General features: G+C 67.0%; 19 protein-coding genes. 3 read left to right on the top strand and 16 right to left on the bottom strand.

The genetic code is table 11. From position 1 onward, the window contains the following. Positions 1 to 17 precede the first annotated feature (17 nt). Complete coding sequence (locus AC1DDG_RS11430; protein WP_476876174.1) at positions 18 to 1,628, top strand: glycoside hydrolase family 43 protein; 1,611 nt, start codon at positions 18 to 20, stop codon at positions 1,626 to 1,628. 13 nt (positions 1,629 to 1,641) lie between these two features. On the opposite strand, the gene AC1DDG_RS11425 is transcribed toward AC1DDG_RS11430, so the two are convergent. The 14 genes from AC1DDG_RS11425 to AC1DDG_RS11360 form a co-directional block, all read right to left on the bottom strand. Beyond that, entirely contained in the window at positions 1,642 to 2,154 is a 513-nt protein-coding gene (locus AC1DDG_RS11425; protein ID WP_476876160.1) for a DinB family protein, read from the bottom strand. A gap of 129 nt (positions 2,155 to 2,283) precedes the next feature. After that, positions 2,284 to 3,525 (bottom strand): DUF3500 domain-containing protein, encoded by a 1,242-nt coding sequence (locus AC1DDG_RS11420; protein ID WP_476876159.1) that lies wholly within the window; start codon positions 3,523 to 3,525, stop codon positions 2,284 to 2,286. Beyond that, positions 3,503 to 5,398, bottom strand: a complete 1,896-nt coding sequence (locus AC1DDG_RS11415; RefSeq protein ID WP_476876158.1) for an FAD-dependent monooxygenase — start codon at positions 5,396 to 5,398, stop codon at positions 3,503 to 3,505. Before AC1DDG_RS11415 ends, AC1DDG_RS11420 begins: the two co-directional genes overlap by 23 nt. Then, positions 5,398 to 6,255 (bottom strand): fumarylacetoacetate hydrolase family protein, encoded by an 858-nt coding sequence (locus AC1DDG_RS11410; protein ID WP_476876157.1) that lies wholly within the window; start codon positions 6,253 to 6,255, stop codon positions 5,398 to 5,400. Before AC1DDG_RS11410 ends, AC1DDG_RS11415 begins: the two co-directional genes overlap by 1 nt. Before the next feature lie 113 nt (positions 6,256 to 6,368). Further along, positions 6,369 to 7,202, bottom strand: a complete 834-nt coding sequence (locus tag AC1DDG_RS11405; RefSeq protein ID WP_476876156.1) for an alpha/beta hydrolase fold domain-containing protein — start codon at positions 7,200 to 7,202, stop codon at positions 6,369 to 6,371. 98 nt (positions 7,203 to 7,300) lie between these two features. Continuing rightward, entirely contained in the window at positions 7,301 to 8,362 is a 1,062-nt protein-coding gene (locus AC1DDG_RS11400) for an alpha/beta hydrolase fold domain-containing protein (RefSeq protein ID WP_476876155.1), read from the bottom strand. Continuing rightward, entirely contained in the window at positions 8,359 to 10,998 is a 2,640-nt protein-coding gene (locus AC1DDG_RS11395; RefSeq protein WP_476876154.1) for a glycoside hydrolase family 78 protein, read from the bottom strand. The genes AC1DDG_RS11400 and AC1DDG_RS11395 overlap by 4 nt, the downstream gene beginning before the upstream one ends. A gap of 259 nt (positions 10,999 to 11,257) precedes the next feature. Continuing rightward, on the bottom strand, positions 11,258 to 11,617 hold the full coding sequence (locus tag AC1DDG_RS11390; protein ID WP_476876153.1) for a VOC family protein: 360 nt from the start codon (positions 11,615 to 11,617) through the stop codon (positions 11,258 to 11,260). 34 nt (positions 11,618 to 11,651) lie between these two features. Then, entirely contained in the window at positions 11,652 to 12,653 is a 1,002-nt protein-coding gene (locus AC1DDG_RS11385) for an alpha/beta hydrolase fold domain-containing protein (RefSeq protein WP_476876152.1), read from the bottom strand. Then, positions 12,650 to 15,352: an alpha-L-rhamnosidase gene (locus tag AC1DDG_RS11380; RefSeq protein ID WP_476876151.1), complete on the bottom strand. Its 2,703-nt coding sequence runs from the start codon at positions 15,350 to 15,352 to the stop codon at positions 12,650 to 12,652. The genes AC1DDG_RS11385 and AC1DDG_RS11380 overlap by 4 nt, the downstream gene beginning before the upstream one ends. A gap of 11 nt (positions 15,353 to 15,363) precedes the next feature. After that, positions 15,364 to 16,371: an oligopeptide/dipeptide ABC transporter ATP-binding protein gene (locus AC1DDG_RS11375; RefSeq protein WP_476876150.1), complete on the bottom strand. Its 1,008-nt coding sequence runs from the start codon at positions 16,369 to 16,371 to the stop codon at positions 15,364 to 15,366. Beyond that, positions 16,368 to 18,398: a dipeptide/oligopeptide/nickel ABC transporter permease/ATP-binding protein gene (locus AC1DDG_RS11370; RefSeq protein WP_476876149.1), complete on the bottom strand. Its 2,031-nt coding sequence runs from the start codon at positions 18,396 to 18,398 to the stop codon at positions 16,368 to 16,370. The genes AC1DDG_RS11375 and AC1DDG_RS11370 overlap by 4 nt, the downstream gene beginning before the upstream one ends. Continuing rightward, on the bottom strand, positions 18,395 to 19,348 hold the full coding sequence (locus AC1DDG_RS11365) for an ABC transporter permease (RefSeq protein ID WP_476876148.1): 954 nt from the start codon (positions 19,346 to 19,348) through the stop codon (positions 18,395 to 18,397). Before AC1DDG_RS11365 ends, AC1DDG_RS11370 begins: the two co-directional genes overlap by 4 nt. A gap of 68 nt (positions 19,349 to 19,416) precedes the next feature. After that, positions 19,417 to 20,973: an ABC transporter substrate-binding protein gene (locus AC1DDG_RS11360; RefSeq protein WP_476876147.1), complete on the bottom strand. Its 1,557-nt coding sequence runs from the start codon at positions 20,971 to 20,973 to the stop codon at positions 19,417 to 19,419. 296 nt (positions 20,974 to 21,269) lie between these two features. On the opposite strand from AC1DDG_RS11360, the gene AC1DDG_RS11355 reads away from it, so the two are divergent. Together AC1DDG_RS11355 and AC1DDG_RS11350 are read left to right on the top strand one after the other, a co-directional pair. Continuing rightward, the gene (locus AC1DDG_RS11355; RefSeq protein ID WP_476876146.1) at positions 21,270 to 22,523 is read left to right on the top strand and encodes a glycoside hydrolase family 1 protein; all 1,254 of its coding nucleotides are present in this window, start codon (positions 21,270 to 21,272) and stop codon (positions 22,521 to 22,523) included. Positions 22,524 to 22,656: 133 nt separating this feature from the next. Beyond that, positions 22,657 to 23,526 (top strand): IclR family transcriptional regulator, encoded by an 870-nt coding sequence (locus AC1DDG_RS11350; protein WP_476876145.1) that lies wholly within the window; start codon positions 22,657 to 22,659, stop codon positions 23,524 to 23,526. A 51-nt stretch (positions 23,527 to 23,577) separates the two neighbouring features. Here AC1DDG_RS11350 and AC1DDG_RS11345 read toward each other — a convergent pair whose 3' ends face one another. Both AC1DDG_RS11345 and AC1DDG_RS11340 read right to left on the bottom strand, forming a co-directional pair. Beyond that, positions 23,578 to 25,221: an amidohydrolase gene (locus AC1DDG_RS11345; protein WP_476876144.1), complete on the bottom strand. Its 1,644-nt coding sequence runs from the start codon at positions 25,219 to 25,221 to the stop codon at positions 23,578 to 23,580. Next, positions 25,211 to 26,668, bottom strand: coding sequence for an APC family permease (locus tag AC1DDG_RS11340; protein ID WP_476876143.1), 1,458 nt, complete (start codon positions 26,666 to 26,668; stop codon positions 25,211 to 25,213). Before AC1DDG_RS11340 ends, AC1DDG_RS11345 begins: the two co-directional genes overlap by 11 nt. Positions 26,669 to 26,834 lie beyond the last annotated feature (166 nt).

Here is a 26,834-nt window from a genome sequence, read left to right as displayed (position 1 = left end):
AACGAATCATCGTGCTCATGCCACCAGGGGCGGCCCTCCGAACCTTCCGGTCGGGGGCCGCCTCGCCCGTCATTCCGGGCTTTTTCCCCGATCCCACCATCTGCCGCGTCGGAGACGACTACTATCTGGCCACGTCCAGCTTTGAATACTTTCCTGGCGCACCCCTTTTCCACAGCCGGGACCTGCAGGAATGGAACCAGGTAGGAAACATCCTCACCCGCCGGAGCCAGTTCAGCGCGGGCGACCGCCGGGGATCCGGAGGGATCTTTGGATCGACCCTCCGCCACCACGGCGGCCGGTTCTGGTTTGTCACCACCAACATGAGCGACTTCGGCGGTGGCCATCTGCTGCTCTCGGCGGAAGATCCGGCAGGACCGTGGAGTGACCCCGTCCAGATTCCTGGAACGTTGGGAATCGATCCGGATATCGCATGGGACGACGACGACGGCTGCTTCCTGACGTGGGTGGGCTTCGGACCCGCTGAACACCAGACCGGGATCGTCCAGGCACGGTTGGACCCGGTTGCCGGCGAGCTGCTGGAGGTTCCACGGAAGGTATGGCAGGGCAGCGGACTGGCGTATCCCGAGGGCCCGCATCTCTATCACGTCGGGGACTGGTGGTATCTGCTCCTGGCGGAAGGCGGCACCGAGCGCGGCCATTCAGTTTCCATCAGCCGAAGCGCTGCCCCTCAGGGACCCTTCGAAGGCCACCGGAACAACCCCATCTTCAGCCACCGGAGCCTCGACGCCACGGTGCAAAACGCCGGCCACCCCGACCTCCTGGAAACTGTGGACGGCAACTGGGCGGCGGTGTACTTGGGCGTGCGGCAGCGCGGCACCACGCCTTCGTTCCATGTGCTGGGGCGGGAAACATTCCTCGCAGGTATCAGCTGGAGTGACGGGTGGCCGCAGTTCCACGAAAACCACTACGAAGTGCCCGTGCCCGACACCTCGTTTTCCGATGATTTCTCCGCTCCGGAGTTGCACCACCGCTGGGTTTCGCCCGGCGACGATCCTGCGTCCTTCACGGACCCGACGCCCAACGGTCTGGCCATTTCCGGAACGGACAGGCCGGACGGGCGGAGACGAACCCTCGCCACAAGGGTCCGGGACTTCACCTGGTCGGCGGGGCTCTCGATCAATTCCCTGGACGGCGCCACTGTGCGGCTGGAACTCCGCGTGGATGATGGCCACTGGTACGCGGTGGAAGCCGATGAATTCGAGATCAGGGCCGTTGCCAGGATCGGCCAGCTCTGCCAGACGGTCGGCCGGGCCGCGTTGGATGAACCGGCGTCGGATGAACCGGCGCCGGATGGCCGGGGAATCACCGACCGGACATTTGATCCTGAGCTGGACGGACACAGTGACGCTGGCGTGCCGCTCGTCCTCGAAATTCAATGCACCGACGCGCCCAACGCAGGACGTATGGGAACCAACGCCGGGCCCGATGAAGTCTCTCTTGGCATCCGCCGGAACGGACTTTTTACCCGTCTGGCATCGCTCGACGGCCGGTACCTCTCCACAGAGGTGGCCGGCGGATTCACCGGCCGGGTCCTGGGCATCTCAGCAACCAACGGCACGGCGACAGTCCGGCGGTTCGAGTACCTGGCCCCTCATACGAGGGCTTAGCCAGGAATGGCGGCTACGTGGCGCCATTCCTCTCATTGAGGAGCTGCTCGCGCAGGATGTCCGCGTGCCCGCAGTGCTGGGCGAGTTCGCGCAGCATGTGAAGGTACACCCAGCGGAGCGGGAGCGGGCCGCGCCTGTTGCCGTGGACCACGGCGTCGAGCCCCAGGGAGGACGTCGCACGGCGCGATGACTCGCATGCCTCGCGATGTGCCCGCTGGACGGTGGCGATGGTGTCGCCGTCGTCGAGGACAAATGACTCGTCCGGCGTAGCGGGGATGCCGATCTCCGCGCGGGTCCGGCAGGTAATGGCTTCGTCGAACCAGACCTTCTCAACGACTGTCGCATGCTTCACTAGGCCCAGCAGCGTGGTCCGGGAGGGCACTAAGGATCGGCGCGCCTGCTCCTCGGTCAGCCCATTCAGGGAGTCATTGAGTGCCACGCGGTGCTCATCCAGGAACGCCTCGAACTGCGCCCGGGCTGGTTGATTGAAGACGTCCTCGGCGAACGTCGTGGGAAGTGAAGGCATGGGGCAAAGTATCGCAAGACCGCCGCCCCAGAGCAATTATCGACAGTGCAATTGTCGACAGCGGAATTGTCGACAGCGGAATTGTCGACAGGGCTACTATCGACAGTGCATCGAGATGCGGCGGACCCGTTACGCTCCGGCGACGGCCTGCCGCACCAGTTCACGGCCGTAGTCATTGCCGTTTGGGGTGCGCATAACGGTGTGCATGTGGAACGGCGCTGGGGTGTCATTGCCGAGGAAGACGCCGGTGTGGTGATCCAGCTCCATCACCACAACGGGGCTCTGCAGCCGGAAGTAGAACGCATCCTGGCCCTCCCAGCCGCCGATCCAGCAGAACCAGCTCTCGCCGTAATGCTCCTGTATTTCCCGGCGGCGAGCCGACCGGGGCCCATCAGGCAGGTGGGCGATGAAATCCTCCACGAGCTCGTCCAGCACGGCGAGGGCATCGTCCGGCATGGCGCTGACGGGTATGCCCTCGTATGGAATCACCCTGTTGTCCTGGAAGCATCCTGCCAGGTGCCGTTCATCGCCGGCGTGGATCCGGCCCTCGGGCATGGCAGGATCCACCATGGACTCAAAGAGGGTGGCTTCCTTTCGCAACCCGTCGGGCAGTGCAGCCATCAGCTGCCGGGCGAGCGCAATGCGCTCCTTGAAGACTTTGACGCCCCGGTGCGGGCCGGCGTCGATGACATCCGGTTCTGCACCCAGAAACACGGGCGAGATGACCAGCTGGGTCCCCGCCACAAGGCAGTTGAGCGCCACGTGGTGGCCGAAGAGCTGCCACCCCCACGGCTCGGTCTCCGACGGCTCGCCGTACAGGGCGACGTTGTAGCTGTACTCGTTCATCAGCTGCGGGAGCTCCACGAGTTCACCAAGGAAGCCGTTGATCCTCATCAGGTTCCGGACAAGGTCGAACCCGGCCGGACTCAGGCTTGCCTCCACCAGGGCCAGGATTGCCTCGCAAACAGCAGGATCAACTTCATCAAGGCGCAGGCCGGTATCGTGCTGCATGAACTCCGGATTGGCCCAGCTCTGCCATTCGTGGGCGTCCACGGCATAGCAAAAGCGCCCCGACGTGGACGGCGTCAGGAGGGACAGGAGGCTTCGCGCCGCTGCCACCATCGCCCTGGTGGGAGCTTCCTCGCCCGCCCGCGCCCCAGCCAATGGATACAGTCCAGTGCGGAGAACGCCGTCGTCGGTCACCCCCTTGAAGGCTTCGGGATACAGGACCTCCCAGCCTTTGATCATGGGCCCGGCAAAGGAGTCGCTCTTCGCGGCCTCGGCGTAGGCACGCGCATCCAGGCCGCGAATTCCCGCAACTCGCGGGTGGTCCGGCGGATACAGAAAGTCACGGAATGACGGCACTGACACGGGGGCTCCTGTCCTGTTGTTCCGGGTTAACTGGGTGTTCTGAGCTCAGCCGATGTTCCGGGTTAACTCGGTGTTCTGAGCTCAGCCGATGTTCCGGGCTCATTTGTAGTTTCTGGGCCGGTTCCCGGCGGTGGAGGGGTTCCCGAGGCGTCCAGCCTGCGGCCACAGACAGCGCTGCCGCCGCGGCTTCGGCTGAGCTGCCGCGCCATGCGATGTGCTGGTCCGGGCGGACGAGCACCGCCTCAGCGGCCCACAGGTCCGCCATGGGCGTCCCGTCGTCGGCGGGCCCGACGGCGACGGGCCCGACGGCGACGACCGTCACCGGAATGCCCTGCCGGGCTGCTTCCTCCAGCAGCGGGCCGAAGGCCCGCGTCTCCGGTTCGCCGGCCAAAACGTGTGAATCCACCAGCAGCGTAAAACCAGGGCCAAGGACGTCGTAGACGGACGTTGAGGCATCGAGCCAGGCATGCGGGAGCAGCGCCCCGGGGCTTGCGCTGGCGACGTATCGGATGGGGTCCTCGGCAGGAACGGGAGAACCGTCGGGCACTACCAGGGGGGAAGCGGCGTAGCTGTAGCCCAGCACGAGGCCAAGGGAATCGAACTCACTCTGCTTGACCGCGAGTGCTTCGTGGGCGGCCTGCCTGGCCCGGGCGCCCTCTTCGCTGTTGTCGCGCAGGGCCGGACTTGCGAAATGGTAGGCCAGAGCCCTGCCGTTGGCAGCCGCGTCACCGATGGTCCGCGCCGCGACCGGCCGGCGTTCCCGTTCGTAGCTTCCCAGCAAAGCCGGTCCGGCCCAGCCGTCCAGGACGGCCGCGATCTTCCACGCCAGGTTAGCCGCATCTCCGATGCAGGTGTTGAAGCCGTGGCCGCCCCAGGGCGGGTTCAGGTGTGCGGCGTCACCCACTAGGTACACGCCGTCGCGGCCATACCCGGGAGCGAGGAGCATCCTCGCGGTCCAGGGATCAGTCGCAAGGACCTCCACATCGATCTCGGCTCCCACCAGGGCGCGCACCAAGGAGCCAGCGCCCGCAGCCGGATCAGCGGAAGTCCCTGCGCCCATCTCCAATTCCTGGAGATCCACACCCTGAATGATGGCCCACCACGTGTCGGCAAGGTCCATCCGGCCCACCATCCCGGCGGCATCCGAACCCACCACCCAGTACTGGACGGCGGGGTCAAGGGTGATGGCTGCACCAAGATCCCGGGACCGGAACAGAATGCTGATGTTGGACAACGATGCGGATCCGCCCTCCAGCCGCATTCCCAGGCTGCGGCGCACGGCGGAGGAACCGCCGTCGGCTCCGATAACAAAACCGGACTCAATGGTCCGGGTCCGGCCGGAGGCATCGGCAACCACAACCCTGGAGCGGGTGCCGAGGCCAAGCGCATCTGCGGCGTTGGTGACGACGTCCTCGACACGCCATCCGGTCAGGAGCGTGACCAGAGGAGATGCGGCCACAGCGGCGCGCAGCACTTCCTCCAGCACCGGCTGGGGCACCTGCTGCCCGCATTCCGGCTGCGGGCCATAGCGGCCGGGCACCAGTTGGAACGCCTGGCGGAACCTGCGGATCTCGTAACCCGCGAGCCCGGTGCAGAAGGCCACGTCCTGGGAGTAATCCACAGGCAGTGGTGCGGCGGCTCTGAGCTTGTCCGCCAGCCCCAGCCTGCGCAGGTGCGTCATGGTGCGTGCGTTGGTGGTCTTGGCCCGCGGTCGCGCGGGGTCTACGGATGTCCGGGGTTCGATGACCACGCTCGGGATCCCGCGGGTGGCCAGGTCCAGCGCGAGGAACAGCCCGCTGGGTCCTCCGCCGGAGATCAGTACTGGAACGCCCGCCGGAATGTCGTCGGGCGCGGCGTCATGGATGGTGACCATCAGGCCCGGCTCCTGAGTGAGGGTTCGCCAACGGGTGTGGTGAGCGTGCCGAGACGGTCGATTTCAACCTCGACGGTGTCGCCCGGCTGCAGCAGCCACGGCGGATTCCGGACGTAGCCCACACCCTCTGGGGTGCCGGTGGCAATGACGTCGCCGGGGTGCAGGGTAAAGGTCTGGCTGATCAGCGAGATGATGGCCGGCACCGAGAAGATCATGTCCCGCGTGTTGCCGTTCTGTACCTCAGTGCCGTTCACCCGGGTCCGGACCTGAAGCCCGTCGCGGAGGTCGCCAACCTCGTCACGGCTGACAAGGGGCCCCATGGGTCCGCTTAAATCACCGTTCTTGCCCAGGGTCCACTGGGTGGTGAGCTTCTGGGCGCGGCGGGCGGTGAGGTCGTTGAAGGTGGAGTAGCCGAAAACCGCCTCGGCTGCAGCCGCTTCGTCGGCGGCTTCCACCCGCTGGCCGACATAGGCGGCAGCCTCGCCTTCCCAGTCCAGTCCCGCCTCGCCGGCGGGTACGGGGACCGGCACGCTTCCCACTGACAGGGAAGCGGTCCAGCGCCCGAACAGGGTGGGGTAAGGGGGCAGCTCCTGGTCTTTGTAACTGCCTTCGGCAGCGTGCGCCTTGTAGTTCAGGCCTACGCAAATGACGCGTGCAGACGCCGGCACGAGCGGCACTTCGGTGACGCTGCCGCGCTCAAGCGAGCTGCCGCCGTCGGACGTCAACGAGACAGACTTGTCTTGCCAGCCGGAAGCGTCCGCCCAGAAGTCAGAAACGGGCGCCAGCGGGAAGACGCGGGTGTCCGTCAGGGCCGCGACCCAGGGTTCGCCGCGGTGGTTGATGCCGATGTACTGCATGTGAAGGGCCTTTCATGATCCGCGCTGTGCGGCGGAGTGGCGGTAGGTGGGCACGGCAGGACAGCCCAGGAAAGGAGGGTGCCCGCGGAGGCTGAGCCGTTGGAACGGAGAAGTCAGGGGCGGTTCGACTGGCGGATGAAGAAGGAAATGGTCGCATCCAGCACCTTCTCGGCCGCCGCCGGACTTTGGTCGGGAAGCACCCACATGTGGTCCGCGTCCTCGATCAGGAGGAGTTCGACGTCGGTTCCCGCACCTTCCAGCGCCGCTGCCAGGGAGGTGGACTGCGAAGGAGGAACGAACCGGTCCGCGGTACCGTGCGCCAGGAAGAACGGCGGTGCAGCCGGGGTGACGTAGCTGACGGGATTGGCAGCTGCCGCCCTGCCCGGCTCCTGCGCCAGTGGCGCTCCGATCAGGAGCTCCTCGCGGGACCCCGGTTCGTCGGCTCGGGCGGCCGCGGTGGGCAGGCTTTGTTCGCCCATCCGGGCCAGGTCCGTGGGCGGGTACCAGGCTGCCACTGCGGCGACGGCACTTTCGCCGCCGGCCAGCCCGACGAGGCTGGCCAGGTGGCCGCCAGCCGAGTCACCCCAGGCGAAGATCCGGTCTGGGTCCACGTTGTAGTCCGCGGCCTGGTTCCGGAGCCAACGCACCGCGGCTTTTGCGTCATGCAGCTGGGCCGGGAAGTGCGCCACCGAGCTGAGCCTGTAATCAGCCGAGGCAACCACGAAGCCGGCCTCGACCAAACGCTCGAACGGACAGAAGCCGAAGCGGTCAAGAACGGGCCCCATGGAGGAGCGTTCCCCCACCCGCCAGCCGCCGCCATGAAAATGGACTATGGCAGGCCGTGCCTCGTCCCCTCCCCCGGCGGGCAGATAGAGGTCAAGCAGTAACGGCGCGGCGCCGTCCGGGCTGGTGAACTCGATCCCCTTCAGGATCTGTCCTTCCGTCATCTTCGACTCCGTCCACGGCCGCTGCCGGTATCACGAGCGATCCGGCGTCTTCCATAAGACTGTCGGACCGGCCAATGGGTTGAAAGCGAGGTTTTCAATCATTGAAATGTCTTTGCTGAAGCCAGTTCGTCCGCCAGGAACTGCAGGCCGCGCTGCACGACGCCCAGCCCGGCGGAGTGATTGAGGTAGCCGTGGGTGGCGCCCTGCTCCAGCCGGTACTCCACAGGGACTCCGGCAACGCGGAGCCCGTTGACGAACAGCTCGGCGGAAAAGCGGAGGTCGTCGTATTCACACGCCAGGACGGCTGCCTGGGGCAATCCGGAGGGGTCAGCGTGCCCGGGCATGGCGTACGAGGACGCCATGCTGAGTGGGCCGCCGATGTAGTTCTCCACCATGGCGCGGCAGTCGTCCGCCGTGAAGCGGAGGACCGGCGGCAGGCCTGCCATGGCTGAAGCCACCGGATCCCCCTCGGCGTACAGGTCTGCTGCGTGCAGGTCTGCAGCGGGCAGGTCTGCAAGGTGCAGATCCGCAGCCGGAAGGTCCGGAAGGTCGGCGTGCAGGAACGGGTAGGCTAGCACCAATTTGGCGGGCAACCGCAGGCCGGCATCCTTGAGGTAAAGGGCAGCCCCGACAGCCAGGTTGCCCCCGGCGCTCGCCCCGCCCAGGCACAGTTTCAGCGGATCGGCGCCCAGCTCCCGGGCGTGCTCCACCGTCCACAGCCAGGCGGCCAGAACGTCCTCATGCGGTACAGGGAAGTGGATGCCGTCGCGGGCCAGGCGGTAGCCCACGGAAAGGATGAGGCCGCCGCTTCGGACGGCCACCTCGCGTGCCAACTGGTCGGCTTCGCGCATGTCCAGCCCGCCGGCGGCGAACCCGCCGCCGTGCATCCAGACGAGAGCGGGAGCACCGCCGTCGGCAGTCCCGGACCGCGCGCCGTAACTGTTCGACGCCGGCCCGCCGTAAACGCGGACCGGCACCGGGCCGTTGGGGCCAGGGACCTCCACCGTCCGGACCTGCACATCGGGTGCGTGGTAAGGCTCTGTTCCGGAACTGAAGGCTTCGAGCCGCTGCACGCCGGCCGGGTCCGCCAGCAACTCCGCAAAGGAACCGGCGTCGGCAATGTGGTGCATCAGGCCTGCCAGCTCCGGGTCCAGGGTCACGGCTGCGCCGCGAGCTGAGGCGTTGAGCCGGCCCCTTCGGGCAACCCCAGGACGCAGCCAAACGAGTGCGTCCCTGAACCAACCTCATGCGCGGTTTCTTCGACGTCGGGCAGGATCACCGTCGCGGTACAGCCTGCCGGCACCGTCACCTCCAGCGTGAAGTCCTGACGTGCAAGCTCCCAGCGCACCACAGCCTCGCCGTAAGGGGTTTCGTGCCGGGCTTCTGCCCAGTCCAGTCCTCCTCCCGGCCGGGGCCGGACCAGCAAGTGCCGATACCCGGGCTCGGCCGGTGCGAGGCCAGCCACGCTGCGGTGCATCCAGTCGGCCACTGCGCCGAGTGCGTAATGGTTGAAGGACGTCATTTCGCCGGGGTTGATGGAGCCGTCCGGCAACATGGAATCCCAGCGCTCCCAGATGGTGGTGGCACCCATGGTCACCGAGTAGAGCCACGACGGGCACTGCGTCTGGAGCAGCAGGCGGTAGGCCGCCGTCGAGTGTCCGTAGTCGGTCAGGGCATCGCACACCAGCGGGGTTCCTACGAATCCCGTGGCGATCCGGTAGCCGTCGGCGTCCACGGCGGCAGCCAGACCGGCTGCCGCCGCGGGCCGCTCCCCCGGCACGAGCAGTCCGAAGCTCAGGGCCAGGGCGTAGGCGGTCTGAGTAGGCGGCAGCAGCAGTCCGTCGTCGGAAATGTACTGCTCACGGAACATGGTCGCGGCCCGATGCGAGAGCTTGCTCAGGCCTGACGAATCCTCACCAAGCAGTTCCGCAGCTTGGGCGGCCACCCCCGCGGAATACGCCAGATATGCCTGCGCCACCAGTTGCCACGGGGTTCGGGCATCGCCTGGCTGGTCCGGCGGGGCGGCCGGGTCCAGCCAGTCGCCGAACTGGAAGCCGTGTTCAAATCGGAGCTCCGGCCCTGCAGCCTCAGCAGCTGCTTCCAGCCACGCGATCATTCCCGGCAGCTGCCGGCGCAGGAACTCGAGGTCGCCCGTCCGCTGGTAAAGCACCCAGGGAACAAGGACTGCGGCGTCACCCCAGGCGGCCATCACCGGGCGGTCCGGGAACGGCGGCTTTTCGGCCACCACTTCCGGGACCACCAGGGGCGGCGGCCCGTCCGTCCCCTGCTCCGCGGCCATGTCTTTCAGCCAGGAGGCGGTGAAGCCGGGGATCCGGTACAGGTAGGCAGCCGTGGCTGCGAAGACCTGGAAGTCCCCGGTCCAGCCGAGGCGCTCGTTGCGCTGCGGGCAGTCGGTGGGCACGTCCACGAAGTTCCCGCGCATTCCCCACACGACGTTGGAGTGCAGCTGGTTCAGCATCGGCTCCGAGCATTCGAAGGTGCCGGTCCGCACCAGTTCTGAATGGATCACGACGGCGGTGAAGGCTTCGGGGTCCAGCTCGCCGTGCCAGCCGCTCACCTCCACGTACCGGAATCCGTGGATGGTGAACTCCGGCTCCCAGGTCTCGCCTTCCGGAGCTCCCCGAAGGATGTAGCGGTCGGTCTGCTTGGCCACCCGGAGCGGGCGGACGCCGAGTTCGCCGTGTTCCAGCACCTCGGCGTGCCGGAGCACCACCTCGGTGCCGGCCGGCCCGCTCGCATTGAAGCGCACCCGGCCTACGAGGTTCTGGCCGAAGTCCAGCAGTATCTTTCCTGACGGCGACTTCAGAACCGCCGACACGGGCAGCTCTTCCGTAGCCCGGACGGCCGGACCGTCCGGTGCGACCAGGACCGCAGGATCGAAGCCGTCAACCACCATGGCGGGCTGCAGCGCGTTGTTGCCTGTTTCCGTTTCTGCGCCGGCCCAGCCGCTGTTTTGGAGCCGCGCATCGTACGTTTCGCCGTCATACAGGTCTGCGGACAGCACCGGCCCCCGCCCGGCCAGCCACGATGCATCCGAACCGATCACGGTGACTTCCCCGCCGGCGTCGGTCATTTCCAGCTGGGCGATCACGGCGGTGAGGTTGCCGTACGTGTTGCGTTTTTCCTGGAAGCCCAGGTTGCCGCGCCACCAGCCGTCGGCGAACTCAAGGCCGATCACGTTCGTGCCGGGCCGGAGATACCCGGTCACGTCGTAGGTCTGGTAGCGCAGGCGGTGGTGGTAGCTGGTCCAGCCCGGGGCAAGGATGTCCCGGCCCACACGGCGGCCGTTGATGTGCGCCACGTAGACGCCGTGGGCGCTGGCGTAGAGCCGGGCGGACGCCACTTCGCCATCCAGTTCGAAGGTCCGGCTAAGACGCGCTGCCGGCTCATTGGATTCGCTGGTGTCGTCCCAGGCCGGGCGGATCATGGCTGCCTGCCAGTCCGCTGGGTTCAGGAGCCCGGCTTCGACGTAGGTGACTGGGCTCCACTCGGAGGGTACGTCGTCGGCGTTGCCCCAGACGCGGACCCTGACGGCGACGCGTTGCCGGCTGGTCAGCGGCGGCGCCGGCCATGGTTGGAGGATCTGTTCGGCGGACTCCGTGCGGCCATAGCTTGCCAGGCTGCCTTCACCGGGACCCAGCTCGAGCTCGTAGGCGGTCTGGACCCAGCCGGGGGTTGCCGTGGTGACCTGCCAGGACAGCCGCGGCCGGTCGTCGCCGATACCGAAAGGCTCCTCATGGTGCTCGAAGCGGAGGGCGGAGGGTGTGGTGGTCATCGGGAGGGCGGCGCCCTGGGATGGGAAACGAAGGGTGTTGTGAGTCAACGAGGGCTCGATTCGTTAAGAAGGAGAAAGCTTTAGGGCTTCCCCCAGCGTCCCGGGAACGGCCGTGCGCCCGCTAGCGAAGTTTCATTGACTGAAAGCAGCGTCCGTGAATCGACTTTGCCGCCAGCTCTGACGAGCTCAATCAAGACCATCTACCCTGCCTCCGGCACGGGCGGCAGCAAGACCGCGATACGTCCGATGCCGAATATTCTTAGTCCACGCAGAGGCAGAAGGGGTGGCTTGCCGGGTCGAGGAAGACGCGGAAGGTGGTGCCGGGCTGCGTGTCCGCTTTGGTGGCTCCCAGTTTGATGGCTTCTTTTTCGCCGTCGTCCAGGTCCTCCACCATGAGGTCCAGGTGCATCTGCTGTGGCACTGCCTGGGCCGGCCATTCGGGCGCCCGGTAGCCGTCCACCTGCTGGAACGAAATGCAGTTGCTGCCGTCGTCAGGGCGGATTTCGGCCCAGTCGCCGTCCACCTTCACGTTCCAGCCGAGCAGGGCACCGTAAAAGGCCGCGAGGGCCCCGGCGTCAGGGCAGTCAATGACGAGACCTGGGAAGCGTGCGATAGCCATACGGGAATGCTACCGCCGCACTGCAAGCCTGTCCCTAAAGCTCGCGGAGGAAATAGGCCACCGCCGTGCGGAGGATTCCGTCTACTTGATCTTCCGCACCGAAGAAGCAATGGTCACCGCCGGAGATCGGGACGAGCTCATGGCGGACGTCCGCTTCGGCGAGCGCCGCGGCCAGCAGTTCGCTCTGGGCCAGCGGGACCAGGCCGTCGCTGTCGCCGTGGATCAGCAGGAACGGCGGCGCGTCGGCGGTGACGTAGCCCAGCGGGCTGGCGGCCGCCAGCAGGGCGGGATCGGCGGTGCCGCCCACCAGCATGGGGCCGGGTTCCATGGTCATGCCCTGCGGAACTGCCGCGCTCAACGGCCCGTCCATCATGCCGGGCGGCATGTTCATGGGCGGCATGTCCGGCAGGGAAGACACCCCATAGAAGTCGACGACGGCGTTCACGGCGCTTGAGTGCCCCTGCGCGCCGAGGCCGCCGTCGAGGTCTTCCCTGCCGCCGGTCAGTCCCAGGAATGCGGCGAGGTGACCGCCGGCCGACTCGCCCCAGGCGCCGATGCGCCCGGCGTCGATGCCCAGCACACCCGCGTGCTCACGGAGGTAGCGGACGGCCGCCTTGAGGTCGTGCAGCTGCGCAGGGAACGGCGCCTCCAGGGCGTGGCGGTAGTCAACGGTGGCGCACGCGATGCCCGCCTCGTTGAGGAGCCGGAAGACGGAATCCGGAGCGAAGGTGGGCGGCAGTTCGCGGCGGTCGCCGAGCTGGAAGGCCCCGCCGTGGATCCACACGACCAGCGGAACAGGTCCCGCCGCCGCACGCGGCAGCCAAATGTCCATGGCGAGGCGACGGAAGCCGACGGTGATTGCGTAGCTGACTTCGCGGTGCACGGCGGAGTCTTCAGATACCGCTTCGGCCGTGCCCGGGGGCAGGAATGCCGGGAACGCCGGGGTCGGCAGCCCGGCGGATGCCGTCTGGCCTGTTTGGCCGGGTGCCGTTTCGATGGGTGCTGTTTCCGTGGCTGTGGCGGATTCCGGGGTCATGATGCGCTCCTTGCGAGTGGGGGCTGGTGGTCAATGCCGCCGGCGGTGAAGGTATGGGTGCCGGGCCCGACGACGGCGGCCGGCTGGCCGGTGAGGCGGACTTCCGCTGTGGTGCCGGGCGGGACGGTGGCGGTGAGGGTGATCCCGCCGTCGTCGATAGCCCAGTCCACTTCGATGAGGCCCTGCGGGCCGCGGTGCGAGGTGCTGGCCGACGTCAGTCCGGCGCCGGGCCTGGGCTCGATAATGATTCCTTCGTACCCGGCGCTGCCGGGGGCCTGGCGAAGCCCTGCGGTGTAGCGGTGCAGGAACGATATAACGGCGCCCTTGCTGTAGTGGTTCAGCGAACCCTTGGCGCTGCCATCCGGTCCGATGCCATTCCAGTCTTCCCAGATGGTGGTGGCGCCGCGGTCCACCATCAGGAGCCAGGACGGCGCGGAGTCCTGCATCAGCAGCTGGTAGGCCAGGTCCAGCTGCCCGTGGTCGGCAAGGGCCGGCAGCAGGTAGGGGGTGGCCAGGAAGCCCGTCCCCAGATGGGTTCCGGTACCGCGGATCAGCGCGGCGAGTTGCTGGGCCACGGCGGGGCGGACGTCGTCGGACACGAGGTCAAAGGCCAGGGCACGCACGCAGTTTGCCTGGCTGGAGCCGCGACGGGTTCCGTCGCCCACGTTGCCGTCCGCGTCGACGTATTCCTGCTGCCAGGCGCGGCGGACGTTATCGGACAGCTTGCTGAGCTCCCGGGCCTCAGCTGTCCTGCCCAGGACGGCAGCAATCCTGGCCATAATGGCGGAAGAGTGCCGGTAGTACGCGGTGGCCACAATGCCGTTGTCCATGGACCGGGAGGCGAAAAGGTCCGGCGCCGGGCCGCCGGGCTCCATCCATTCCCCGAAATGGAAGCCGGTGTCCCAGAGGTACTGCTCATGCGGGGCTGGCGAGGCCTGCGCCGCAGCCCTGGCCGGGTGCCGGTTTCCTTCCGCCGTGCTTCGTATGAATTCGAGCCAGCGCCTCATCGCTTCCCAGTTCACTTCCAGGATGGCGGTATCACCGGCGGCCAGATGGATCTCCCAGGGCACCATGACGATCGCATCTCCCCACCCTGAGGACCCGTTCGTGAAGGCCATGAATTCGGCGCCGGTCACCTCCGGTCCGGGCGACGGCGAAATGTTGGCGATGACGCCGTTGTCCCACTGGTCCGCGCGGACATCGTTGAGCCATTTCTGCGAAAAACCGGCCACATCAAAGAGATAGGCCGCGGTGGGCACAAACAGCTGCCAGTCGCCGGTCCAGCCCGCCTTTTCGCGCTGCGGGCAGTCGGTGGGGACCTCACAAGCATTGCCGCGAAAGCTCCATTCCACAATTTCGTGGAGCCTGTTGAGCCGGTCATCGCTGGAGCTGAACGTGCCGAGGCGTTCAAGGTCGGTCTGGACCATGCAGCCCACGATGTCCGCCTGCGTCACGTCTTCGGCCAAACCGCGGACCGACACGTATTGGAAGCCGTGGGTCGTGTGGCGCGGTTCGAAGACGTCACCGGGGACACCGGCGGAGACCACCGAATCCACCTGCCCGGCGTCGAGGAACTGGCCTGGGTTCTTGAAGTCGATGGGGCGCAGATGGTCCTGCGTGACCTCGCCGCCGGCGTCGAGGGCTTCGCCGTAGACAAGGGTCACCTCGGTTCCGGCATTTCCCAGCCGGCTGAGGCGGACCCAGCCATTGATGTTCTGGCCCAGATCCACGATCTGGTTGCCATTTGCCAGGCGGGTGATGGCCACCGGGGCGAGCTCCTCCACAATGCGCGTGGGCGGTGCCACCGGACCGGTAAGTGTGGCGTAGCTACCCTTCCGAAGAACCGCAGGCACCGCCGCTGCGCGGGCAGCACGGAAGTCCACACGCTGGCCGGCCATGAGGTCGGCGCTGATGATTTCCGTCGCCGAAACCAGCCACGAATCGTCGGTGCCGATGACCGTACGCTCTCCGCCGGACTCCATCTCCAGCTGCGCCAGGAATGCCGTCTGCGTCCCGTACATGTCGGCGTCGCGCGTGAAACCGAAGGACCCGCGGAACCAGCCGTCCGTCAGGACTGCGCGCACGCTGTTGGCTCCGGCGCGCAGCAGGCCGGCGACGTCGTACGCCTGCACCTGCAGGGTGCTGTGGTAGCTCGTGGACCCTGGAGAGAGCTGCTGGTCCCCCACCCGCAGCCCGTTGATGAAGAGTTCATAGATCCCGTGCGCGGTGGCGTAGGCCCTCGCGGAATCCGGTGCGGAATCCAGGGTGAATTCCCGGTGCAGGGCATAGCCGGGGTGCTCCCCCGGCGCCCGGGTCTCCGCTTCGTCGGGTCCGATCCACCGGGCGGTCCAATCGGCGGGGTGCACGAGTCCGAGCTCCACGCTCATAGGCACGGCCCAGCCGGAGGCAATTTCGGTGCCGTCAGGGGCCACGTTCCAGGTCCGGACGGTCCACTCGAAGCGGCCACGTGAGGCCAAAGCCGGGCCACCGTACGGCAAATAGCTGTGCGTGCCCGATTCCACCCGGCCGGTGTCCCAGCCGTTGCTGGCGGTGAGCTGGTAGGCGGCCTGCCGGAGTGTGTCCTGCGGAGGCGTCCAGCTGAACCGCGGCGCCGTGCTGGTGATGCCGAACGCCGCCGTCAGGTGGTCGGTCCGAAGATGGGCCGGGCTCAGGGGCTCGCGGCCTGTGTATTCAGTCAAGGTGGGTTCCCTCAGGCGTAGTGGCAGGCGACGTCGGACTCGCCCACCGTGCGCAGCGGTGGACGTTCGGAGGTGCACAGCTCGGTGGCCATCGGGCAGCGCTGGCTGAACGGGCAGCCTCCGGGCTTCGCGGACACCGCGGCGGCTGTGCGAACGCCAAGTGATTCGCGCAGCATTCGCCGCTCCGCCTGTTCCGCGGGCCTCGGCACGGGCGAAGCAGCCACGAGAGCCTGCGTGAACGGGTGCCTGGGGGATTCCGTCACGGCTGCCGCCGGGCCGCTCTCCATCACCTGGCCGCGGTAGAGGACCACAACGCGCTGCGCCAGGAACTGGACCACCGAGATGTCGTGCGCGATAAAGAGGTAGCTGAGCCCGCGTTCGTCCCGGAGGTCGGCGAGAAGGTTGAGCACTTGGGCCTGGGTTGAAAGGTCGAGGGCGCTGACCGCTTCGTCGCAGACCACCAGTTTGGGTTCGCAGATCAGGGCGCGCGCCACAGCGATGCGCTGGCGCTGGCCACCGGAGAACTGGCTGGGGTATCGGTCAACGGCTTCGCGGGGCAGCCCCACGCGTTCCAGCATGGCTTCGGCCTTCTCGCGCGCGTCGATCGCTGACACGCCACGGAGCCGGAGCGGTTCCGCCAGCGAGGCACCGATGGTCCGGCGTGGGTTGAGCGAAGAGTTGGGGTCCTGAAAGACGGCCCGCAATTCACCGCCGAGGGCGCGGCGCTCCGCACCACCGGCGTGGGTGATGTCCTTGCCCTGATAGCTGATGGTGCCGCCGGCGCTCTTCTGCAGGCCAAGGATCGCCTTGCCGATGGTGGATTTTCCGGAGCCGGATTCCCCCACCAGGCCAACGGTCTCGCCGGGTCGGATGGAGAAGCTGACGCCGTCCACCGCTGCCGGAGCTGCTGCGGCTCTCCGGCCGCGGCCGTAGCGGACCACCAGGTTCTTGACTTCGAGCATGGGCTCAGCAAGAACGGGGGCTTGCGTGTCCTCCCTCAGCGGGGTTTCGATGCTCATGCCAGGTCCTTTTCGACGATTTTCAATACTCGGTGAGTGGGCACTTCGGTGGCAAGCCATTCCAGGCCCTCCACGGCCAGTTCATCCGCCTTGACGCAGCGGACCAGTCCATCCTCGGATCCGGAGGACAGCAGAGGCACGGGTGTGGTGCACGCGGAGCCCGCAAACTGGCAGCGGGCCATAAAGCGGCAACCGGTGGGCCAGTCCTTGGGCTGCGGAACCTGCCCGCTGATGGTAGCCAGCCGCTCAGGCATGTCAGCCGCGGTGTTGGCGTGCGGGTCGGCGGCCAGCAGCGCCAGCGTGTAGGGGTGGCGAGGGTTGTCCAGGATGGTTGCGGTCCGGCCGCTTTCCACCACCTGGCCGGCGTACATCACGGCGACGTTGTCGCAGATGTCGGCCACGACGCCAAGGTCGTGCGTCACCATCACCACGGACATCCCGGTGTCCTTCACCAGGGAGCGCAGCAGCGAGAGGATTTCGGCCTGCACGGTGACGTCCAGTGCAGTGGTTGGCTCGTCGGCCACCAGCAGCCGCGGCTGGCCGGACAGCGCGAGGGCGATGGCCACGCGCTGGGCCATGCCGCCGCTGATCTGGTGCGGGTAGGTCCTGAGGATGCGTTCGGCGTCCACAATCCCCACTTTTTCGAGCAAGCTGAGGGCTTCCGCACGTGCCTCAGCTTTGCCCACCTTCAGGAGGCGCCGGACGGCCGCGGTGAGCTGGTAGCCCACGGTGAACATGGGGTCCAGGGCCCGCATGGGTTCCTGGGAGATCAGTGCGATGTCCCGGCCCCGGATGCCTTCCATGTCGCGCTCGGTGGCGGCGGCCAGATTCTTCTCGTCCCAGAGGATCTGGCCGCCGGTGACGGAGACCCCCGAGGGCAGCAGTCCCAGCAGGGACAGCGCCGTCATGGTCTTGCCGCAGCCGGACTCCCCGACGAGGCCCAGCACGGTTCCCTGCTCGACGTCGAACGAGACGTCCGTGACCAGGGGAGTCCCGCCGTCGACCCCCACAGAGAGTCCGCGGACGCTCAGCTGGCCTTTCGCGGGGAGGGCGTGCGTGTCAGCGGCGGAAGCCGCGGCGCCTGCTGCGCCAACAGCACGCGCGCGCTGGCGGCGGGCCGCGGCGGAGGGCAGGTGCGAAGCGGTGGCGTTGGGCGCCTTCCCCAGCGCATTGCCGATGGCGTTGGCCGCCAGCACGGTCAGGGCAAGGACAGCGCCCGTGGGGACCATGAGCCAGGGTGCGTCGTAGACGTGCTGCGAGGCTCCCTGGATCATGCCGCCCCAGCTTGGCTGCGGGATGGGCGGGCCGAAACCGATGAACGCCAGGCCAGCCTGGATGAGCATGCCGACGGCGAAGATGAGGGCCGACTGCACCACGATCGTGTTGGTGAGCCCGGGGAGGACGTGGCGGAGGCTGATCCCCAGGATGCTGACGCCGTCCACCTTGGCGGCGTCCAGGTACAGCTGTGACTGGAGCGACTTGGCCTGGCCCAGCATGACGCGGTAGATGCCGGCGGAGATGAGGACGCCCAGGATGGCCATGATGAGCGGGATGTTGGTTCCCACGGCGCCGATGACCGCGAGGATGATGACGGTGCCGGGCAGCGACATCATGATTTCGGTGACGCGGCTGATCACCGCTTCCGCACGTTCGCCGGCGGCAGCGGCCGCCATTGCCAGGACGGTTCCAAGCCCGACGCCGACAATCACCGTGATCATTGAGGTTCCCAGGGTGCCCGCGGCGGCGGCGAAGATGCGGCTGAGGAGGTCCCTGCCGAGTTCGTCTGTTCCCAGCCAGTGGGCGGCTGTGGGGCCGGAAAGCACCGCAGTGAAATCCTGATCCTCGGTCTTGAAGGGCAGCCACCACTGGGCAGTCAGCGAGGCAACCACCACTGCAGCCAGCCATACGGCACCGGCCACGCCGCCGGGCGACGAGAAGAGGCGGTGGGCGGAAAACCGGGCGAGGGCGTTCTTGCGCTGGAGCGGAGCGGGAGCGGGAGCGGGAGCGGGAGCGACGGAGGGAATCATGAGGCACGCAACTTCGGGTCGAGGAACTTGGTGGCGAGTTCCAGCACCAGGTTCACAGCCACCACCACCACGGTGGCGATCACCACCACGCCCTGCACGGCTGGGGCATCGTGGGTGCTGACGGAGGTCTGGACGGCTTGGCCGAGGCCCGGCATGGCGAAAAGCTGCTCTGCGATCACGGAACCGCCGAACAGTCCGATGAACTGCAGGGCAATGCCGGCAACGATCGGCAGGCTGGCGTAGCGCAGGGCGTGAATGTAGAGGATTTTCCAGGTGGGCGTGGCTGTGGCCCGGAGCGTTCTGATGTGTTCCTGCTGCAGGGCCTCAAGCATGGAAGCCCTGGTCTGGCGGGCGATGAAGGCCGCGCCGCCGACGGCAAGCGTGATGACTGGAAGAGCCAGGGACATGCCCCAGTCCTGCGGTGAGACCTCGAACGGCACGTAGCCGGTAGCCGGAAAGACAGAGGACTGCACGGCGAACAGGTACACGAAAATAATGCCGATCCAGAAGGCCGGAAGGGCGACAGCCAGGCCGCAGATCCCGCCCACGATGCGGTCCGCTACGCCTCCGCGCACGGCCGCCGTCACGCCCAGGGCGATGCCCAGGACCGCGCTCAGCACGGTGGCGCCGGCTGCCAGCGACGCAGTGACGGGGAGTCTGTTGCCCAAATCCGCCGAGACGGAACGGCCGTCCATGAGGGACGTGCCCAGGTTGCCTTGGACTGCGTCTGTGAGCCACCGGAAGAACTGGGCGAGGAGCGGATCGTTCCAGCCGAGCCGGACGTTGACCTCGTCGATGGCCTCCTGGGAGGCGCCGGCGCCGAGCGACACAGCGCCGGGGCTGCCGGGCATCGCGTGCACCAGCAGGAATGCCAGCACGGCGACCACCAGCACGGTGGCCAGCGCCATCAGCAGGCGCTTGGCGACGAACATTGCCATAGTGACATCCATTGGTCAGGACCTCCATTGGTCAGGCCGGACGCCCTCCGTTCGGGGAGAGCGTCCGGCCGGTAGGTGGATCAGTTGGCGGGCGCGTAGGAGGAGAGCAGCGGGTAGGCGTTCGTCCCTGCGAACTTCACCTGCTGAACCTTCTTGGTGTTGTAGCCCTGGTTGGTGAGTGACTCGTAGAGCGGGATCATCCAGCCGGATTCCACCAGGCGGGTGTTGAGCTTGGTGAGGGCGGTCTTCTTGGCGGCGTCATCCTTCGCGGCTGCGGCCTCGCCCGTGGCGGCTGTCAGCTGCTCATCGGTGGCCTTCTGCACGTTAGTGAAACCGTTCAGGACCACGCCGTACATCAGGCCCACCGGGTTGTCCCAGCCGAGCGCGGCGTAGCCGAGCGGCGTGGTTGCGACCGCCGCGAAGGCTTCGTCCGTGGAGGAAGCCATCTTGATGTTCATCTTGATCCCGACGGCGGCCAGATCCTTCTGGACGGCCTGCAGATCCGTCTGGGTTTCAGCGCTGCCTACAATGGTGAACTCGAAGCCGTTACCGTAGCCGGCCTCGGCCAGGAGGCTCTTGGCCTTCGCCGGATCATAGGCGAACTTTGTGTTCAGTTCTTCGGTGAAGCCCGCGGAATCCTTGGGAAGTGCATTCCAGGCCGGGATGTCTCCCTTGTGCAGTGCGTCCACCAGTGACTGGCGGTTAATGGCGTACTGGAAGGCCTGGCGGACCTTTTCGCTGGCAAAGGCGGGGGCGGTCTTGCCGATCTTGTCGAAGGAAACCATGGTGTGCAGGGTTCCACCGATCTGGGACACACCGAGGCCCTTGGACTTTGCGAAGTCCACCGTCGGGGAGGTGAGCATGGCGACGTCGGCCTGGCCGGAGACGAGAGCGTTGGCACGCGCCTGGGGATCCTGGATGACGCTGAACGTGATCTTGTTGTAGACATACTTGGCGGCGTCCGCGTTCTTGGTGTTCTTCTGGAACACGTACTTGTTGCCCTTGACCGTCGCACCAGTGTCCAGGGTGTACGGGCCCGAGCCGTCAGGCGTGGTGGCAAGGCTGGCGCTCTTGGCCGCGGCCGTCTTCCCGACGATCATGCCCATGGTGCCCGTGAGGTTCTTTTCGAACCCCGGCTGTGGCTTGGCGAACTTGATGGCCACCTTCGTGGGGCTGACGACGGTCACTGAGGTCACTTCCTGTGCGCCGCCCTTCGCAATCGCGGAGTAGGCACTGAGAGCCGGGTCGCTGCGGCGGTCCAGGTTTGCCTTCACCAGTACCGCATCCAGGGCGGAGCCGTCCGTGAAGGTGACGCCCTCCTTGAGGGTCAGCGTAAGGACGGTGTTGTCTGCGCTGTAGCTGAACTCCTTGGCCAGGCCCGGTCCAACGGAACCGTCCGCCTTCAGGGTCATGAGGTTCTCGTAGAGGCCTTCAAAAAACTGCCGCTGCGCGTCGGCAACACGCAAGGGATCGAACCCGAAGGAAGCGCTGTCGCTGTCGACGGCGATGGTCAATGCGTCTTTGTTGACGGCGGTTGCCGCCTGGGTCCCGCCGCCACAGGCGGTGAGGGAGCTCATGAGGAGCGCCCCGGCCAAAACGGCCGCGCTCCGTCGTGCGGTGGAGTTCAGAAGTTTCATGTAGTGCGCCTTTGCATTCGGATGGGACAACGATGGGAAGAAAGTCGTGGGGGCCAGGCGGGTGGCCGGCTCCCCTCAAGCATCAGCGGCGGCCGTTTGGCGGAGACACGAGGATTTCATTGATTGAAACACTTATGTGGCGACCGTCACGGTCTGGGCATCGGCCAACCCGACCATTCAGGCGATGAGTTTTTCAACCAATGAAAATAGCCGTCCGTGGGCAGTCATTGACCGCGAAGGATGGATAGTCAGCCCATGCACAGTCGCCTGGCGCTCACATCGAGAGGAACCCCCAGATGACCGACTCTTTTCCCTTCCCGCAGGATTTCCTGTGGGGCGTCGCCACCGCAGCCCACCAGGTCGAAGGAAACAACGTCAACAGTGACTGCTGGCTCCTCGAAAGGCTCCCCGGAACGATCTTTGCTGAACCGTCCGGCGACGCCGTGGACCACTACCACCGGTACCGCGAGGACATTGCCCTGATCGCCGGCCTGGGATTCACCAGCTACCGCTTTTCACTGGAGTGGGCACGCATCGAGCCTGAGGAAGGCTACTTCTCGGTGGCCGAACTGAACCATTACCGCCGCATGCTGGAGGCCTGCCATGAGCACGGGCTCACCCCGGTGGTCACGTTCCACCACTTCACCTCACCCCGGTGGCTTCTGGCGGCCGGCGGCTGGGAAGACCCGCAGACTCCCGATCGGTTCGCGCGCTACTGCGACCGCGCCATGAGGCACCTCGGCGACCTCATCGGCGTTGCCTGTACCCTCAACGAACCCAACCTCCCGTGGCTGCTCAAGGAACTCGGCCTGGGCGGCGAGGCCCCGGAGCGCAGGGCAGACGTGCCGCTGTGGGCGGCGGCGGCGGACCGGCTCGGGATCGATGCCAGCCATGTGGCACCCTTCCAGTTCACGGTCTCCGAGGCAGGCTTCGATATCAAGCTCGCGGCACACCGCGAGGGCCTGGCCGCCATCAAAGCGATCCGGCCGGAGCTACCGGTCGGCTGGACTCTGGCCAACACCGATGTGCAGGCAGCCGAAGGCGGCCAGGAACGGGCGGACAGGATCCGCCGTGAGGTCAACGAACGCTTCCTCGTGGCGTCCCGTGACGACGACTTCGTGGGGATCCAGACGTACGGCAGGACGGTGTTCGGTCCGGACGGAGTAATGCCCGCCCCCGAGGGTGCGGAGACCAACCAGATGGGCGAGGAAATCTACCCCGAGGCGCTCGAAGCGACGATCCGGGAGGCGGCCCGCGTGGCCGGCATCCCTGTCATCGTCACGGAGAACGGCTTGTCGACCGACGACGATTCGCAGCGCCTGGCCTACCTCCGCACAGCGGTGGCGGGCGTGGAGTCATGCTTGGCCGACGGCATCGACGTCCGCGGATACATCGCGTGGACGGCATTCGATAACTACGAGTGGATCTTCGGCTACGGCCCGAAGTTCGGGCTCATCGCGGTGGACCGGGCCACGCAGGAACGCACGCCGAAGGAGAGCGCTAAGTTCCTCGGCAGCCTGGCCCGGACCAGGGTGGCGGAGTCTGTCTGAAACCGGCCCGGCAAACCGGCGTAAGTGGCACCCCGCCCGATAGGTCCGCAACCAGGAAACCCGCTAGGAGTTTCATTGGACGAAACACTATTGTGGTGGGGGTCACTGTCGGCCACGAAGGATCGGTTTTGAAATGACAGCACTACCGGAATGGGGTGCGGACCCTGCCGGGGCGGCCATCCCTGCTTCCGATGCCCCCGCTCCCGCACGCGGCAAACGGCCAAAGCAGGGCGAACCCGTCATTGACCGCGCCCTGAGCCTGCTCGCCGTCTTCACCGACCGGCGCCGCGCCCTCACGCTCTCCGAGATGGCAAGGTACGCGGACATGCCGGCACCGACGGCGCTCCGGCTGATCGCCCGGCTGGTGGCCTGGGGTGCGCTGGAAAGGCTCGACGACGGGCGCTACGTTGTGGGAGTACGGCTCTGGGAGGTCGCGTCACTGTCCCCCCGCGGCCATGGCGTACGGGAGATAGCCCTGCCCTATCTCGAGGACCTTTTTGAGGTGACCCGCCACCACGTCCTGCTGGCTGTGCGGGACAAGGACGAGGCCGTGCTGATTGAACGGCTCTCCTCCAAGCAGGCTACCGAGGTGGCCTACCGGGTGGGCGGCCGGGCACCCCTGCGGTCCACCGCCGTCGGCCTCGTGCTGCTGGCCGGGGCCGAACCGGCCTTCCAGGAACGCATCCTCAAAGCTCCGGCGGACATCGAGCCGGGGGTGGAGGCCATGCCTGAGGGCCAGCTGCGCAGGACTTTGTCCGACGTGCACCGGACCGGCATCGCCATGATCCGGCGGTCGGCGCCGTCGTTGACGGTATCCGTCGCGGCGCCGATCTTCGATGCACAGGGCACCGTGGTGGCCGCGCTTTCGATCGTCGTCCCGGACGGGACCACTCCGGCGAATGTCCTGGCTCCCGCCGTGCGGGCCACGGCGAGGGCTGTCTCACGCAACCTGGGCTTCCGCACGGCGTTGGAGGATGACGTTCGCGCCCACTCGGAAGGCTGACCGTCCTGCCGGGGCACCCTTTCGCCGGCAGCGCGTCGGCGCTGCCACGGTCTACCTGACCGCCTCCACCGCCAGGTGCTGCACCCGTCCGTCCACGAGCGTCGCCAACACTTGAGCGGCAGCCAGGTCATCCGGGGCAACCGAGAGCGGATCGACGTCGAACACAGTGAAATCCGCACGCTTGCCCACGGTGACTGACCCGGCGACCGCCCACTCCCCCGCAGCCATGGCAGCGTGCGAGGTGTAGCCTTCGAGCGCCTGCAGTGCCGTGAGGGCCTGGCCCGGAACGATCGGCTGTTCGCCCGGGTGGCCGGACCGCCGTCGTAGTTGCGCGTCCGCCAGGATGGGCAGCGGTTCGAACGGGGCGATCGGCCAGTCGGAGCCGAGCCCCAGGGTGGTTCCCGCCGCGCGGAGGTCCGCGCACCGCCAGGCATTGTTGGCCCGTTCCGTTCCGAGCCGGGTGGACCAGTTGTCGGTGTGGTCGGCGCGGGAGTAGTGCGTGCAGTGGGTGGGCTGCATGCTGGCCACCAGGCCCGAGCGGGAGAACCTCCCGATGAGGGCGTCCGGGACGGTTTCGAGGTGTTCGATCCGGTGCACGGCGGACGGTGCAACCGACCGCACCGCGGGCGGCAGGGACTCGAAGGCGTCCAAGACTGCGGCCACTCCGGCGTCGCCGATCGCGTGCGTGGCGGTGGGAATGCCGCGGCCGGCGAAGTACCGCACCGCGGCCGCGTACTCCTCGGGGCGCGGCCAGAACGGGGCTACCGACTCTCCGTAGGCGTCGGGCTCGAACAGCCACGCCGTGCCGTTGTCCACCGTCCCGTCAACGAACAGCTTGATGCCTGCCACCTCCCAGCGCCGTCCGCCGAGTCCGATCTGTTCCGCAAGCCGCCGCCAGTCTTCCTCGCCGCTGCCGGGCATGCACCACGGCGAGATCCGCAGGCGCAGCGGGAGCCCGCCGTCCAGGTCGTCTTCGAGTGCCCGGAAAAGCTCCAGTGAACCCTCCCCACAGTCCATCACGTGCGCCCCCGTCAGCCCGGACCGCGCGAACTGTGTGAAGAATTCGGCCAGCCTAGCCTTCCGTTCGTCGAAGGACTCCGCCGGCATTACCTGTGCCACGAGTTCGATGGCGGCGGCCTCCAGCAGGAGCCCGGTGGGCCTGCCGCTGTGGTCGCACACCACTTCCGACGCCTGGTCGAACGCCCGCGGTCCGGTGATCCCCGCCAGTTCGAGTGCCCCGGAACTGGCCAGCGCGGAATGCCCGTCGAAGAGGCGGATGAGGCACGGACGCCCGGAGACGACGTCGTCAATCAGCTCGCGATGGGCCGCGGCGGATCCGAACACATTGGGGTCCAGGCCCCAGCCCCGCACCCAGTCCCCCGAGGGGGCTGCTTCCGCTTCGGCACGCAACAGTGCGCGCACGCCGGGGAGGTCGGTGGCGCCGGACAGGTCGGTGCCGCGCGTCAATTCCAGTCCGAAAACAGGGTGGATGTGGCAGTCCACCAGCCCGGGCGTCAGCACGGCGGCACCGAAGTCGACGACCTCCGCGGCCGGCCAGCTTTCGGCGTCGGAACGGCTTCCGACGGCGGCAATCACGCCGTCCTGGACTGCCACCGCCTGCAGCGCAGGACTTTGGGCGGGACTGCCATCCATCGTGTGGATGGTATCGGCGAGGATGATCAAATCAGGATTCATGGGTTTCGAAGCTTCCAATCTGCGCGAAGATCGCGGGACGGTGGCGGCGCACCCAGCGGGCGGCCAGGAGCCCGGCAGTGAAGACGAGCGGCGTCACCAGGATCAGGATGGTGTTGGTCAGTGCGTCGGCGAACGTGAGCAGCTCGATGTTCAGGCCGATCAGCAGCACCACACCGAAGAGCAGAATCGCCGAGGCCAGGCTGAGCGGCACCATCAGCTTGTGCGTCGCGGCGGCGGGGTTCCGGCGCAGGTAGAGGAACGCCGCGACCGACACCAGGCCCTGGAGCCCCACGATGCCAAAAATTCCCGGCGTGTTCACCCAGATCAGCAGCTGCTGGTAGGGATCTGCGTTGAGCAGGGCGCAGATGGTGATGACCACCGCGGCCAGGACTGTCTGCAGCTGGCCTGCCCGGTGCGGGGACTGGAACCGGTGGTGGGTCCGGCCGAGGAAGGCGGGCAGCACGCCGTCGCGGGCCAGCATGTAGACGTAGCGGTTGATGGCGTTGTGGAAGGCCAGCTGCGAAGCGTAGACGCTGGTGACGATCAGGAGGTACATGACCACTTCCGCCCACGGGCCCACGTAGTGGTTGATGGTCTGGAAGAACATCCCGCCGCCCAGTTCACCCGCGGCTTGCACGGCGCGGTCTTCGCCGTACGCCTGGACCACGGTCCACACAATGAAGGCGTAGAAAACGGACATGAAGCCGACGGCGATGTACATGGCCCGCGGCACGGATTTGTCCGGGTTTCGGGCCTCGGAACGGTACAGCACGGTGGACTCAAAGCCCATGAACGCGGCGAAGCAGATGCCAAGGATGGCCAGGACGCCAGGTCCGAACGCCTGGTCCGGGCTGAAGGAACCCACGCTGATCCCGTGGGCTCCGCCGCTGCTGAGGATGCCCACTCCCATCACGGCGAGGATGCCCGTCTCGGCCACGAGGAGCACCCCGAGTACCTTCGCCCCTACGTCGATCCCCCGGTAGCCGAGGAACCACACGGCTGCGACGGCGGCCAGCGCGATGGCCGGCCACGGCACCTGGAGCCCGAAGAGCACTTTGAACATGTCGTGGGTCTGGACGGCGAAGAGGCCGTACACGCCGATCTGGAGGCAGTTGTAGGAGACGATCGCCAGGATGGCGGAGGCCAGCCCCATGGTCTTGCCCATGGCGAGCGAAATGTAGGTGTAAAATCCGCCGGATGCCTTGACGTGGCGGGTCATGGCCATGAAGCCTATGGCAAAGAGGGTGAGCACGATGCCCGCCAGCAGGTAGCCGGCCGGGGCGCCGATGCCGCCCACGCCGATGGCTACCGGCGCCACGCCTGCCATGACGGTCAGCGGCGCTGCTGCCGAGATGACGAGGAAGGCGATGCCGCCCGTACCGAGGGCATTGCGCTTGAGGGCGCCGTCCGCGGACGACGTCGGTGGTCTGGTTTGGGTATCCGGCACTAGTCCGTCCTTTCTTGGGAGCCCTGCTAAACGAAAGGCTTTCGTTTATTATGGAGGCGTGTGGCGCAGAGCACAATAGCTGACATTTTCCGAAGTCGTTCGCACGCAATGTCCAAAGTCGTCTGCACGGCCACTACAGGTCCGGAAGGGGATCAATCTGCGGACA

It is taken from the genome of Arthrobacter sp. 10L430 (genome assembly GCF_056395245.1).
This window is presented reverse-complemented; position numbering and strand designations above follow the sequence as displayed.